Origin of the sequence: Brevibacterium sp. FAM 27836 (assembly GCF_051351055.1) — a bacterium.
Taxonomy (GTDB): Bacteria; Actinomycetota; Actinomycetes; order Actinomycetales; family Brevibacteriaceae; genus Brevibacterium.
In genome coordinates this window covers 3,739,132-3,752,511 of sequence record NZ_CP195711.1, presented here as the reverse complement: position 1 = coordinate 3,752,511, position 13,380 = coordinate 3,739,132, and the positions used below count along the sequence as shown (strand labels likewise).

General features: G+C 63.5%; 11 protein-coding genes and 3 pseudogenes. 8 read left to right on the top strand and 6 right to left on the bottom strand.

Going from position 1 to position 13,380, the window contains the following annotated elements:
• Position 1 precedes the first annotated feature (1 nt).
• The 3 genes from ACSE4D_RS16715 to hrcA form a co-directional block, all read right to left on the bottom strand.
• A complete protein-coding gene (locus tag ACSE4D_RS16715) occupies positions 2-754 on the bottom strand; it encodes a 16S rRNA (uracil(1498)-N(3))-methyltransferase (RefSeq protein WP_135542414.1) in 753 nt (250 codons plus the stop codon).
• Positions 751-1,866 carry a molecular chaperone DnaJ gene (dnaJ, locus tag ACSE4D_RS16710; protein ID WP_135542412.1) on the bottom strand — a complete coding sequence of 372 codons (1,116 nt, stop codon included), beginning with the start codon at positions 1,864-1,866 and terminating at the stop codon, positions 751-753. Before dnaJ ends, ACSE4D_RS16715 begins: the two co-directional genes overlap by 4 nt.
• Before the next feature lie 129 nt (positions 1,867-1,995).
• On the bottom strand, positions 1,996-3,039 hold the full coding sequence (hrcA, locus tag ACSE4D_RS16705; protein WP_135542410.1) for a heat-inducible transcriptional repressor HrcA: 1,044 nt from the start codon (positions 3,037-3,039) through the stop codon (positions 1,996-1,998).
• A gap of 174 nt (positions 3,040-3,213) precedes the next feature.
• On the opposite strand from hrcA, the gene ACSE4D_RS16700 reads away from it, so the two are divergent.
• Both ACSE4D_RS16700 and ACSE4D_RS16695 read left to right on the top strand, forming a co-directional pair.
• Complete coding sequence (locus ACSE4D_RS16700) at positions 3,214-4,074, top strand: DUF3097 domain-containing protein (protein ID WP_205683402.1); 861 nt, start codon at positions 3,214-3,216, stop codon at positions 4,072-4,074.
• Positions 4,075-4,179: 105 nt separating this feature from the next.
• Positions 4,180-4,821 carry a DUF4870 domain-containing protein gene (locus tag ACSE4D_RS16695; RefSeq protein ID WP_135542408.1) on the top strand — a complete coding sequence of 214 codons (642 nt, stop codon included), beginning with the start codon at positions 4,180-4,182 and terminating at the stop codon, positions 4,819-4,821.
• A gap of 49 nt (positions 4,822-4,870) precedes the next feature.
• Here ACSE4D_RS16695 and ACSE4D_RS16690 read toward each other — a convergent pair whose 3' ends face one another.
• Entirely contained in the window at positions 4,871-5,335 is a 465-nt protein-coding gene (locus ACSE4D_RS16690) for a hypothetical protein (protein WP_426936257.1), read from the bottom strand.
• Positions 5,336-6,017: 682 nt separating this feature from the next.
• Between ACSE4D_RS16690 and ACSE4D_RS16685 the strand changes: the two are divergent.
• The 6 genes and pseudogenes from ACSE4D_RS16685 to ACSE4D_RS16660 all read left to right on the top strand — a co-directional run.
• Positions 6,018-6,494 (top strand): annotated as a pseudogene (locus ACSE4D_RS16685) (IS110 family transposase); the annotation flags it as partial.
• A 61-nt stretch (positions 6,495-6,555) separates the two neighbouring features.
• Positions 6,556-7,739, top strand: a protein-coding gene (locus ACSE4D_RS16680) for an IS3 family transposase (RefSeq protein ID WP_420896842.1) whose coding sequence is annotated in 2 segments (ribosomal slippage) — positions 6,556-6,813 and positions 6,816-7,739 — 1,182 coding nt in all. Because the reading frame shifts where the segments join, the coding sequence is not laid out codon by codon here.
• 34 nt (positions 7,740-7,773) lie between these two features.
• Positions 7,774-8,499 (top strand): annotated as a pseudogene (locus ACSE4D_RS16675) (transposase); the annotation flags it as partial.
• Between the two features lie 570 nt (positions 8,500-9,069).
• Positions 9,070-9,234: pseudogene (locus ACSE4D_RS16670) on the top strand (DUF4870 domain-containing protein); the annotation flags it as partial.
• Between the two features lie 128 nt (positions 9,235-9,362).
• On the top strand, positions 9,363-9,476 hold the full coding sequence (locus ACSE4D_RS16665) for a DUF4870 domain-containing protein (protein ID WP_425120618.1): 114 nt from the start codon (positions 9,363-9,365) through the stop codon (positions 9,474-9,476).
• 37 nt (positions 9,477-9,513) lie between these two features.
• On the top strand, positions 9,514-10,143 hold the full coding sequence (locus ACSE4D_RS16660; protein WP_135541139.1) for a DUF4870 domain-containing protein: 630 nt from the start codon (positions 9,514-9,516) through the stop codon (positions 10,141-10,143).
• A 74-nt stretch (positions 10,144-10,217) separates the two neighbouring features.
• Here the strand turns inward: ACSE4D_RS16660 and hemW are convergent, their stop codons facing one another.
• Together hemW and lepA are read right to left on the bottom strand one after the other, a co-directional pair.
• Positions 10,218-11,447: a radical SAM family heme chaperone HemW gene (gene hemW / locus ACSE4D_RS16655; protein ID WP_135541141.1), complete on the bottom strand. Its 1,230-nt coding sequence runs from the start codon at positions 11,445-11,447 to the stop codon at positions 10,218-10,220.
• Complete coding sequence (gene lepA / locus ACSE4D_RS16650) at positions 11,448-13,316, bottom strand: translation elongation factor 4 (protein ID WP_135541143.1); 1,869 nt, start codon at positions 13,314-13,316, stop codon at positions 11,448-11,450. It lies immediately after the preceding gene.
• Positions 13,317-13,380 lie beyond the last annotated feature (64 nt).

The window sequence follows — 13,380 nt, the reverse complement described above, 5'->3', positions numbered from 1 at the left end:
CTCACCAACGGCCCAATGAATTCTGAGCCATGACGAGGCCGGCGGATCCCGCCGACGAGGAGCGCAGGATGGTCGGACCCAGCAGCACGGGTGTGGCCCCGCGGTCTTTCAGTGCCGCAAGTTCGCTGTCGCTGATACCGCCCTCGGGTCCGACGACGAAGACGATGCGCTCGGGTGCCTCCCCTGCCGCCACCTCTTCGAGTGCCGTGGACAGCTTCGCTTCCGCGGTCTCGTGGAGGACGAAGACCGCATCGGCAGCAGAGAGCCGCTGGGCCAGGGACGTGCCGCGAACGAGTTCGTGCAGCTGCGGGAAGTGGGAGCGCCGGGCTTGGAGGGAGGCGGCGTTGAGCAGGTTCTCCCATTTCGCGGCGATCTTCTCCCGCTTCTTCGCCGGCCAGTCGGCGATCGAGCGTTCGGCGGCCCAGGGGATGACATCGTCGACCCCGATCTCCGTGGCCGTTTCGATGGCCTGCAGGTCACGGTCGCCCTTGGCCAGGGCTTGGACGAGAACGAGCCGCGGAGCCGGCCGCGGTTCCGTCGTCACCGCGGTGACGTCGATGGCGATGTCCGTCGGTGAAGCGGTCGTGACGGTGCCACGAGCTCGCGCACCGGCCCCGTTGACGATGTCGATCTGCTCACCGGGTCCGATCCGTCGCACCCGCACCGCATGTCCGGCCACGTCCTCACCGAGGGTGAGGACCTGACCGATGACCGCCTCGGCGGCCAGGGCGGAGCGGAAGACGGGAAGACTCACCGACCGGCGAACCTTTCGCGCATGCGGGAGAACACGCCGCGGCTCTCGGTGGTGATCTGCGCGCGGGGGGCTTCTTCCCCTCGCAGCTGTGCCAGCTTCTCGAGCAGCTCGCGCTGCTCGTCGTCGAGCTTGTCGGGAGTGAGCACGTCGACGGTGATGAGCAGGTCGCCACGAGTCTCCGAGCGCAGGCGGGCCGCGCCGAGTCCGGCGAGTTTGACGACCGTGCCCGACTGGGTGCCCGGGGCGATGTTGAGGTCCTGGGTGCCGTCGAAGGTCTCGAACGGAATCGTCGCTCCCAGGGTGGCCGCGGTCATCGGCACGGACACCGCGGCACGGAAGTTGTCGCCGTCGCGGTGGAAGACCTCGTGGCGGGTGACCATGACCTCGACGAAGAGGTCGCCGGCGGGGCCGCCGCCGGGTCCGACTTCGCCCTGGCTGGACAGCTGGATGCGGGTGCCGTCGGAGACTCCGGCGGGGATGCGGATCTTCATGGTCCGCTGTTTGCGCACGCGGCCGTCGCCCTGGCAGTTGAGGCAGGGGCTCGGGATGACGGTGCCGAATCCGTGGCAGGAGTTGCAGGTCTGGTTCGTGACCATCTGGCCCAGCAGGGTGCGGGTCATGCGCTGGACGCTGCCGGCGCCGTGGCACAGGCTGCAGGTCTCGATCTTCGTGCCTTCCTGGGTGCCGGCACCGGAGCACGTGTCGCAGACGACGGCGGTGGTCACATCGAGATCGACGGTGCCGCCGAAGGCCGCAGTCTTGAGGTCGATGCTGACTCCGACGAGGGCGTCCTTGCCGCGCTGGGTGCGTGGGATCGGACCGGCGGCCTGTCCCCCTCCGCCGCCGAAGAAGGTTTCGAAGATGTCTCCGAAGCCGCCGAAGCCGCCGCCGGCCGGGAAGCCCTGACCGTTCTCGCCGCCGCCCATGTCGTAGTTGCGCCGCTTCTCCGGGTCGGAGAGCACATCGTAGGCCAGTGAGATGGCCTTGAATTCGTCTTCGTGACCGGGGTTGACGTCCGGGTGGTACTTGCGTGCCAGCTTCCGGTACGACGACTTGATCTCAGCCGCGGAAGCATCTTTGGACACTCCGAGTGTTTCATAGTGATCGGCCACAGAAACTTCTCTCTCCCTGACGTAGTGGTCTTCTCAGTTCTTGGTGGTGGCGACCGCGCTTCCACGCAGTCCTCACCGATATGGTCTCGCCCTGATTCGGGCGCCTCCAGCTCTTCGTCTTCAGCGGCCCTACCCTCGATCGAGGATCGAGGACACGTACTTCGCGACGGCCCGGACAGCCGAGATCGTCGTCGGATAATCCATTCTGGTCGGGCCGAGCACCGCCAGTCTGGCCGAGGAACCCGCCTCATGACCATATTCGGCGGCCACGACAGAAGTCGAACTCAATGATTCGTGAGTATTCTCACGCCCGATGCGCACACTGATCTCCTCTTGGTCTTCGGCCATCGAGGTGAGCAGCTTGAGGAGGACCACCTGTTCTTCGAAGGCCTCGAGGATCGGGCCCATCTTCTCACCGAACTCACGTCCGGAGCGTGCGAGGTTCGCGGTGCCGGCCATGATGATGCGCTCTTCACGAGTGGCGGCGACGAGGTCGACGACGGCGGCGCGGACCTGCTGCAGTCCGGAATCGTCGAGGGCCCCGGGCTCGGCAGGATCGGGAGTCGCGGCCGCCTCGGCGCCGGGGGCGGAACCGAGGACCTGCGAGAGCTTGCGGCCGGCGAACTCGGCGTTGATCTGGTCGCGCAGGCCGCGGACGGCGTCGTCATCGACCGGCGTCGGGGTGATGATGGACTTCTGTTCGACCTGTCCGGCGTCGGTGATGAGGACGACGAGGATCCGCCCCGGTCCGAGGCCGACGATCTCGACGTGCTTGATCCGGGCGCGGGACACCGTCGGGTATTGGATGAGGGCGACCTGGTGGGTCAGCCCCGACAGCACGCGTACGGTGCGGTCGAGCATTCCGTCGAGGTCGACTTCACCGTCGATGAGCTGGAAGATCGCACTGCGTTCGGCACCGGTCAGCGGTTTGAACTCGTCGATGCAGTCGACGAACATCCGGTATCCGAGGTCGGTGGGGATCCGGCCCGCCGAAGTGTGCGGTTGGGCGATGTAGCCCTCGTGTTCGAGCTGGGCCATGTCGTTGCGGATCGTCGCCGGTGAGACGCCGAGGGTGTGCCGCTGCACGATCGCCTTCGATCCCACGGGTTCGTTGGTGGCGACGAAGTCCTCGACGATGGCGCGCAGTACCTGTGCTCGTCTGCTGTCGTTCATCGCGGACCTCCTCCCCGCCTCTGTTCCCGGTGCCCGTGTCGGTCTCCGCATGCCCGAACTGGCACTCATTGCGACTGAGTGCCAATTCTACGCCTCTCGACCGCTGATTTCATTTCAGGGGTGTCCCGCGGGTCTGCGCGCGACCCCGACGCTCCTTCATTAGGGTGGTGTCCCGTGAATGTTTTTGATCGCTATGGCCCCGATGTGCTCTCCGGCTCCTCACCGTCGTCTCACCGTCCGAAGAAGTCCCGCCCGGTCGAACTCGGCCTGGGCATGGTGCTCGAAGATGCGATGAGCGGATATGTCGGTGCGGTCGTCGGAGCGGAGAAGACCACGGCCGGTGTCGTCGTCAATCTCGAGGACCGCAACGGCCGGGTGCATGCGTTCCCCCTGGGCCCGGGCTTCCTGCTGGAAGGGCAACCGGTCGATCTGCGGCTGCCGACGAAGAAGAAAGCGCAGGCCCCCGGGCGAACGGCTTCCGGCTCGCGTGCGGTGGCAGGTGCCAAAGCGCGGGTGGCACGTGGGTCGCGCATCTGGGTCGAGGGCAAGCACGATGCCGAATTGGTCGAGAAGATCTGGGGTGATGATCTGCGCATCGAAGGCGTGGTCGTCGAACCCCTCGGCGGCCTCGATGACGTCGCCGACAAACTCGCGGCCTTCGGTCCGGATCGCGAGCATCGGGTCGGCGTCCTCGCCGACCACCTGGTCGATGGAACAAAGGAGTCGAAGATCGCCGAGGCGGTACGCGCCGATCCGCGCTACCGCGACGTCGTCCACATCATCGGTCATCCCTATGTCGACATCTGGCAGGCGGTCAAACCCCATGTCGTCGGCATCAGAGAGTGGCCGGTCGTCCCTCGCGGAGAGGATTGGAAGACGGGGATCCTGCGTCGGATCGGTTGGCCGCATGCCGATCACCGCGATGTCGCGCGCGGATGGGTGCGCATCCTCGGAAAGGTGACGACGATCGCCGATGTCGAACCGACGCTGTCGGGCCGGGTCGAGGAGCTCATCGACTTCGTCACTGTCGGCTGATCGGGGCGCCCGAGGCACGGAGGATGACGACGCAAGTCGACAACACAGTCTGCGTTGACAACATCTGCGGTAACGTGGATGACTGGAGGAATCGAAAGGAAGCTCATGACACAGAATCCCCAGCAGCCCGACAACAGCCACCCGCGACCGATGCCGCCGAATTACCCTGAGGCACCCGGACTCCAACCGCCTTATGGTTCCCAACCGTCATACGGTTCCCAGCAGCCTTATGGTTCCCAGCCGTCATACGGTTCCCAGCAGCCTTATGGTTCCCAGCAGCCTTATGGTTCCCAACCGTCATACGGTGTGCCGCAGAGCTACTCGGTCTCACCAGGCGCCCACGGCCCGGCAGCTGACCAGGCGCTGTACGACTCACGGCTGTTGCCGCCGCAAGCCTTCGGCACCGGGTCCGAAGGGTTCTGGCAAACACCACCCTCGGACCGCAGTACTGCAGTCTGGACCCATATCGGATCCATCCTGCTGGGCTGGCTACTGCCGCTCATCCTCTTCCTCGTCAAGAAGGACGAGTCCCCGTTCGTTCGCGAACATGCCCGCCAGTCGTTGAATTTCGAACTGACTTTGTTCCCGATCTTCTTCATCGGTTCAATATTCACATTGACGGGAGTCGGCCTGCTGATTCTTCTGGCTGCGGCAATCGTTAACATCGTCTTCCACATCAATGGCGCTATCGCCGCCAATCGCGGCCAGGGCTACAGGATCCCCCTGGCGATTTCGATGGTCAAATGACCCGTCCGACGTCCTGACCGACGGCGCCCAATGGTGTTGCCTGGTCCGATCACCGGCCGCGGGCAAACCACGCCGAGGAGCGGGGCAAGAAGGCGAACACTATGCTCGCAGTGCCGAACAGCAGAAAGCAGCCGATCAACAGCGGATTGAGCGGGGTCATCACCACGAAGGCCAGGCCAAGACATCCCATTGCCACCCAACGAGCACGCCCACGACCGACGGCCAGACGCCATGCATAGGCCGTGAAGCCCACAATCACGATGAGGCCGACCACAAACGCGATTGCGACGATCCCCGTGGCGATTCCACTCGATAGATCGCCGGCCCAGGACAGTACCGCTGTATCCGTCAGGTCTCCGATCTTTCGCAGCACCCAGCCGACGATCCGGAACGCTCGCCCACCGGTGAAGGCCATCCAGACGAGAGCCGCAAGAACGAAGAACGGAGCAATGAACCCCAGCACCGAGGCGGTGATGACCTCGAAGGGACGCTTAGGCACACCAAACACATTCACTTGCAGATCTCGCGCAGAGCGGTAGGTCCCGGGATAGTTCCGTGCAACATCGAATGCTTTCCCGTGCCCATTCCGTTCCAGCGGATGCGACCCTATCAAGGAAGCGCGATCCGTTGCGCGCCGGCGACGGAGCAAGTCCTCCCTTGCCCGTGCGGCAATCTCGCGTGGGTCTTCGGTCGGCAGATGACCGAGCGCATGTCCCCACTCAGAATGAGAGTGACCCGTCAGCGACATCGCGGGAGCAGGCCAGGCTTCTGACCAGTTCCTCTGCCCATGCCCCGGATTCGGTGTACTCATAGACGACGTGGCAGCCCTTTCTGCATCAATGACCGATTCCGCTGCTACCTTACTACAGCCGTTGCCGAACTGAGGCAGGAATCTGAGCTCTTCTCTCTCCCCACCCCGTTACCTTTTAAGTAGCCTCAACATCCGTCAGGATAGAAGGGGTCGCTGGCCTGAGGACCTCGGCATGATTCATGCCCCCAGTCGTCATGATCCGGGGGGTGTTGTCACCGAGGTTCGAAGGCACCAGGGAAATCGCTGATAGGGGCCAGAACCACTGGCAGAACACATGCCTCGAGCCCGACCGTAACGTGGATGCCGAACCCCGGAGCCACCCAGCACCACCGGCCAGCCGAACCACTCACAACCGCAGTCACACCAGTCGAAGAAGATGAGTGACATGATCACCAACCACGACACCATTGACGTATTCATCGGCATCGATGTCGGCAAACACGACCACCACGCCGTGGCGCTGGCCAGGGACGGCACCCAACTACTGTCGAAGGCCCTGCCCCAGAACGAAGCAAAACTCCGAGCACTCATCGACAAGCTCCGCACCCACGGGACACTCCTGCTCGTCGTCGATCAGCCCGCCACGATCGGAGCCCTACCCGTCGCCGTCGCACAAGCAGCCGGCGTCACCGTGGCCTACCTCCCCGGGTTGGCGATGCGCCGCATCGCGGACCTGCACCCAGGAGAGGCAAAGACCGATGCCCGGGATGCCGCGATCATCGCTGAAGCCGCCCGCACCATGCCACATACCCTGCGCGGGATTCGGGTCAGCGATGAAAACGTCGCGGAACTGTCGATGCTGTGTGGCTACGACGATGACCTCGCCAAACAAGCCACGGCCACGTCGAACAGGATCCGGGGCCGGGACTGCTGAAGGTTTGGTTGACTTCACGACTGGATAAATTCCAGGAAGGATAGTAGTCATGCCAAAGATCTACACCGATGAGTTCAAGCAATCAGCGCTCGAGCTCTTGGACGATGGAATGACCCAGAAGCAGGTGTGTGCCGACCTCGGTATCTCGAAGTCAGCTCTCCAGGCCTGGGTGCGTGACTCGCGGCTACGCGAGCACGGACTCGAGCCCTCCCGTGATGTCGAGGAGTCACGCGCCCAGGCGGCAGCGCTGAAACGCATTCGCGAGCTCGAGCGTGAGAACAAGATCCTCCGCGAGGCCGCAGCGTACCTCTCGCAAGCGAACTTGAAGCTCGGTGGCCATCACCCAAAATGATGTACCCGCTGGTCCTTGACCTTGCTGCCACCGGGGTGCCGGTGGCAGTGACCTGTCGGGTGCTCGGCTTTACCAAGCAGGGGTTCTACAAGTGGTGCGCTCATCCGGTCTCAGCTCGGGACTGGGACGAGGCACATCTGATCAATGCCGCCTACGACGTTCATACGGACGATCCTGAGTTCGGGCACCGGTTCATCGCCGATGAACTCCACGCCGCGGGTCTGCAGACGTCAGAGCGTCGTGTGTGGCGATTGTGCTCCCAGCAGCAGTTGTTCTCGCACACGATCAAACGAGCCCGGAAACACGGCAAGAAGCCCGGCCCACCAGTGTGTGACGACCTCGTCGAACGCGACTTCACTGCCAAGGCAATCAACGAGTTGTGGCTGACCGACGTTACCGAACACCACACCAGTGAGGGCAAGCTGTACATGTGCGCGGTCAAGGACGTGTTCAGCAACAGAATCATCGGCTATGCCATCGATTCGAGGATGAAATCTCGCCTGGCTGTGGCGGCGATTGATGATGCTGTGGCCCGTCGTGGCGGGTCTGGAATGATTGCCGGGTGTGTCGTTCACTCGGATCGCGGCTCGCAATTTCGTTCTCGGAAGTTCCAGCAGGCTCTACGGCATTACGGGCTCGTCGGATCGATGGGTCGGGTCGGTGCTGCTGGTGATAATGCGGCGATGGAATCGTTCTTCGCCGTGTTGCAGAAGAACGTCCTCGATCGGGGCCGTTGGGACACGCGAGCGAGGTTGCGCACAGCGATCGTCCACTGGGTCGAGCGGACCTATCACCGGAAGCGTCGACAGCGACGTTTGGGTAAACTGACCCCGGTTGAATACGAGCTTGTTCACCAAAAGGCCGTCGCCCTGGCGGCATAAACCCAGGAGTCAACCAAACCTTCAGCAGTCCCGCCTACTCACCCAGATACACCCCGGACTAGAAGCCGTCATCGGTGCCCACCTGGACCATCCTGCAATGACGGCGCTGCTGGTGAAGTACCCGACACCGAAGGCTCTACGTCGGGCCGGCAAGCACCGGGTCGAGACGCTGCTGGCCAAACACGCTCCACGAGCGTGGAAACGCTGGGCGACAGCGATCTTCGCCGCCTTGGACGAGCAGACTGTGGTGGTCGCGGGCACCGATGCGGCAGGGATCGTTCTCCCGCAACTGGCCACAGCTTTGGCTCAGACGAGGTCGTCGCGGGACGAGGTCTTTGCACGGATCGAGGAGTTGGTGGAATCGCATCCTCTTTTCGAGCTCCTGACATCGATGCCGGCAGTCGGCGTCAGGACAGCGGCGAGGATCCTGACCGAGGTCGTGGGCAAGGACTTCGCCACTGCCGGGCACTTGGCCTCTTACGCCGGTTTGGCACCGGTGACGTGGCGATCGGGGACGTCGATCCGTGGTGATCATTCGTCCCGCCGTGGCAACAAAGTCCTCAAACGGGCGCTATTCCTCTCGGCATTCGCAGCGTTGAAAGACCCGTTGTCGAGGACGTACTACGACCGGAAACGTGCCCAGGGCAAGAAGCATAACCAGGCTCTGATCGCGTTGGCTCGTCGACGCTGCAACGTATTGTTCGCGATGCTGCGTGACGGTTCCTATTTCCACGTACCGATGGAGGCCACTGCCGCGTAGACAGGTTCCGAAGCACCCACGTCCAGTCCGAGACTGCGTCCCGGACCAATCAGTCCTGCCCAGCATCAGCCGGCAAGACTATTCGAAGAAATCTTGGTCACCCCTTGACGAAAACCATAGGGGCACCCCCCACTCGGTCGGGCGGGGCGAGGAACTCATCGACATCGTCACAGTGAGTGGTCGACGTCGATAGACGATGCCTGCGCTTCTGTCACAGAACTGGCACAGATGTCCGGCTTTCCGCACCGCCGCCCGGTGGTGGTCTCCACTACTGTGAGAGGGCAGCAACTTCGAAAGGACCACCATGTCGAACAACCCCGGACAGCCGACCAGCGGGCGCCACGTGCCGCCGAACTATTCCCAGGCTTCGGGCCCCAGCAGCCCTGTACGCAGTCCAGCCAGAACGGTCAGCCGGTCTCCACCCAGCCCTACGGTTCCCAGGCGAACCGATCACCGAACTACGGTACGCTCTACACCCAGGTGGACTATGGGCAGTAGAGCGGTGACAACGGTCAGCCAGATTATGGTCAGCAGAGGCAGGTGGTCAATCCTGTGCTCTTCAATTCCGAGATGCTGCCCGAACACGCCTATGGTTCCGGTTCCGAACAGTTCTGGGCGGCCTCGGACTCCGAACGGACCACGGCACTGTGGCGCCACCTCGGTGCCATCTTCTTCGGGTTCGTGCCGCTCATCATGTACTTGGTCAAGAAGGACGAATCACCGTACATCCGTGAGCATTCCCGGCAGGGTCTCAACGCGATGATCACAAACACGATCATCACGACAGGAGCCGTTCTTCGTCTTCGGCTTCTTCGGGTTCCTGCTCGCCCTCGTGACTTTCGGGTTCGGTTTCCTCCTCATGTATGCCGCATTCATCGTCCCCGTGGTCTAACTTCGTCTTCTGCATCATCGCCGCCGCAGCGGCGAACCGGGGTGAGGGATACAGGTTCCCGCTCACCATCAACTTTGTGAAATGAGTCGGCGTCCGGCCGACGAATCCAGGAAGGGACAGACATGTCAGAGAATCCGCAGCGGCCCGACGACGAACCCTCGCGTCCGATGCCGCCGAACTATTCGCAGTCATCCGGTCCACAACAGCCGTACACACAGATCCCGCAGTCCGGACCCTGGCCGGCTGAGGGCTCCCAGCCGCCGTACGGGCAGCACGGAGGCTACAGCGCAGGACCTATGGGGATGTCCTCCGCTCAGTCCCCGGCCGCCTCGGTGCCCATCGGAACCGAGCTGCCCTCCGCCGCCTACGGCCCGGGATCGGTCGGATTCTGGAACGCCGACGAGACGGAGCGCACCACCGCACTGTGGTCTCACCTCGCACACGCTGCGACCTATGTCATCGGACTCGGCTGGATCGTCACCCTCGTCCTCTACATCATCAACAAGGACAAGTCCCCGTACCTTCGGCACCATGGTGCGCAGTCACTCAATCTGCTCATCATCGGCGTCATCGCCGGATTCGGCATCGGACTCATCGGCGGCATCCTCACGATCGTGGGCATCGGATTGCTCATCCTCCTGCTCCTGCCGCTGCTGACCATCTACATGATCGTCATCGAAATCATCGCGGCGATGGCCGCCAATCGCGGTGAGGGCTACCGAATCCCGATGACCCCGAACTGGATCAAGTGATCTGAGAGCCGAGGCCGGTGTCCGGGCAGTCTCTGCCCGGACACCGGCCCTTTCTCATCCCCGTTCGCGGGGTCTCACACGTATTCGGTGAGGATGCGCACCATGTGGTCTGCGAGCAGGCGACCCTGCAGCGTCGGCTGGAACCAGCCGTCCTCTGCCGCATCGTGATCGAGAAGCCCCTGCTTCACGAAGGTTCTGATCGCCTGCTGACTGCCCGGGGCCAGGGTTTCGAGACGCAGCTCGCCGTCGATGCGGGCGGCGAGCATGATCCTCTCGATCTCGCGCGTGCCCGCGTCGAGGACCTCGCGTCCGATCGACGGGGACTGTCCGGCCAGCAGCCGGTCGGCCCACGCCCGCGGGTGTTTGGCATTCCAGAACCGCACTCCCCCGACATGCGAATGTGCCCCGGGACCGTACCCCCACCAGTCGGCATTGCGCCAATACGCCATATTGTGCTCGCACCGGGTCTTTTCACCCGTCGACCAGTTGCTAACTTCGTACCAGTGCAGTCCGGCCGCAGTCATCGCCGCATCGGCGATCTCGTACTTGTCGGCCAGATCGTCCTCATCCGGCATCGACAGCTGCCCGCGGCGGACCATCGCCCCCATCTTCGTCCCCGGTTCGACGATGAGCGAATAGGCCGAGATGTGGTCGACCTCATTCGCCAGTGCCACGTCGAGGGACCGACGCCAATCCTCGATCGACTCCCCCGGCGTGCCGTAGATGAGGTCGAGGCTGAGTTCGAGACCCGCCTCCTTGACCCAGCGGGCCACCTCGGGGATCTTCTTCGGATCGTGCGTCCGGTCGAGAGTCGCCAGCACATGCGGCACCGCCGACTGCATGCCCATGGAGATCCGATTGAAACCGGCACCCGCCAGGGTCGCGATATAGGCCGGATCCAAGGTGTCGGGGTTCGCCTCGGTGGTGATCTCGACGTCGGCGGCCAAGCGGAACCGGGCGCGGATGTCGTCCATCACCCCGGCGAGGACCTCGGCTTCCAGCAGCGTCGGGGTTCCTCCGCCGAAGAAGATCGTCGCGACCTCACGATCGCCCGCCCCCGCCTCGGCGAGGGTGGACACGGACAGATCGAGCTCACGGGCGAGATTGCCGCGGTAGTCGTCACGGGAGGCACCTGGACCGAGATCCTCGGCGGTGTAGGTGTTGAAGTCGCAGTACCCGCAGCGGACCCGGCAATAGGGGACGTGGACGTAGAGGCTCAGCCCGCGGTCGGCGGCACCGATGCCCGCCGAGGCGGGAAGGGAGCCGTCGAGCGGAGGGACCTCACCGGTCGGTTGAGCGGGCACTTACTTCTTGCTGTCCTTCGTATCCGGTTCGTCGGAGGACAGCGCGGCGATGAACGCGTCCTGCGGCACCTCGACGGTGCCGACCATCTTCATCCGCTTCTTGCCTTCCTTCTGTTTCTCGAGCAGTTTGCGCTTCCGGCTGATGTCGCCGCCGTAGCACTTGCTCAGCACGTCCTTGCGGATGGCGCGGATGGTCTCACGAGCGATGATCCGCGAGCCGATGGCCGCCTGGATGGGTACCTCGAACTGCTGACGCGGGATGAGCTTGCGCAGCTTGCCGGCCATCGCCACACCGTAGGAGTAGGCGTTGTCGCGGTGGACGATCGCGGAGAACGCATCGACCTGATCGCCGTGGAGCAGGATGTCGACCTTGACCAGATCGGAGGCGTCCTGGCCGTCGTCGGAGTAGTCGAGGGAGGCATAGCCCTTCGTCCGGGACTTCAGCTGGTCGAAGAAGTCGAAGACGATCTCGGCCAGCGGCAGGCGGTAGCGGATCTCCACCCGGTCCGAGGACAGGTAGTCCATGCCCTGGAGTTTGCCGCGTCGGTCCTGGCACAGCTCCATCACCGCACCGATGAATTCGCTCGGAGTGAGGACCGTGGCCTGGACCATCGGCTCGCGGACTTCCTTGATCTTGCCCGTCGGATATTCGCTCGGGTTCGTCACGATCGTCTCGGTGCCGTCTTCCATCGTCACGTCGTAGATCACGGACGGGGCGGTGGAGATGAGGTCGAGGTCGAACTCCCGCTCGAGACGGTCGCGCAGGACTTCGAGATGGAGGAGTCCGAGGAACCCGCAGCGGAAACCGAAGCCCAGCGCCGTCGAGGTCTCCGGCTCATAGGCCAGGGAGGCGTCGTTGAGTTTGAGTTTGTCGAGGGCGTCGCGCAGCACCGGGTAGTCGGAGCCGTCGATGGGGAAGAGTCCGGAGAACACCATCGGTTTGGGTTCCCGGTAGCCTTCGAGCGGCTCGGCGGCAGGCTTCGCCGCCGCCGTCACGGTGTCACCGACCTTCGACAGGCGCACGTCCTTGACGCCGGTGATGAGGTAGCCGACCTCACCGACGCCCAAGCCCTTCGTCGCCTTCGGTTCGGGTGAGGAGGCGCCGATCTCGAGCAGTTCGTGAGTCGTGCCCGTCGACATCATCTCGACCTTCTCCCGCGGGGTCAGAGAACCGTCGATGACGCGCACATAGGTGACCACGCCGCGATAGGTGTCGTAGACGGAGTCGAAGATCATCGCCCGGGCCGGAGCCTCGGCGTCGCCGACCGGGGAGGGAATGTCCGTGATGATCCGGTCGAGGACCTCCTCGACGCCTTCACCGGTCTTGCCGGATACGAGCAGGCAGTCCTCGGGTTCGCAGCCGATGAGGTTCGCGAGCTCGTCGGCGTACTTCTCCGGCTGCGCCGCGGGCAGATCGATCTTGTTGAGCACGGGGATGATCGTCAGATCGTTCTCCATGGCCAGGTAGAGATTGGCCAGAGTCTGGGCCTCGATGCCCTGAGCGGAGTCGACGAGCAGCAGCGCGCCCTCGCAGGCGGCCAGGGAGCGAGAGACTTCGTAGCTGAAGTCGACGTGGCCGGGGGTGTCGATCATGTTCAGCGCGTACGGGGTGTCCTCGTGCTCCCACGGCATGCGCACCGCCTGGGACTTGATGGTGATGCCGCGTTCGCGTTCGATGTCCATCCGGTCGAGGTACTGGGCGCGCATATCGCGGTTCTCGACGACACCGGTCATCTGGAGCATGCGGTCGGCGAGAGTCGACTTTCCGTGGTCGATGTGAGCGATGATGCAGAAATTGCGGATCAGCTCGGGTGAGGTGGCAGACGGTGAAATCCGCTTGAGTGCTTCCTTATTCACCTGAGGTGACATGAACGCCCTTCCTTTGACAGATCAGATCTCCAGACAGACCAGATCACTCATTCTTTCATGACTT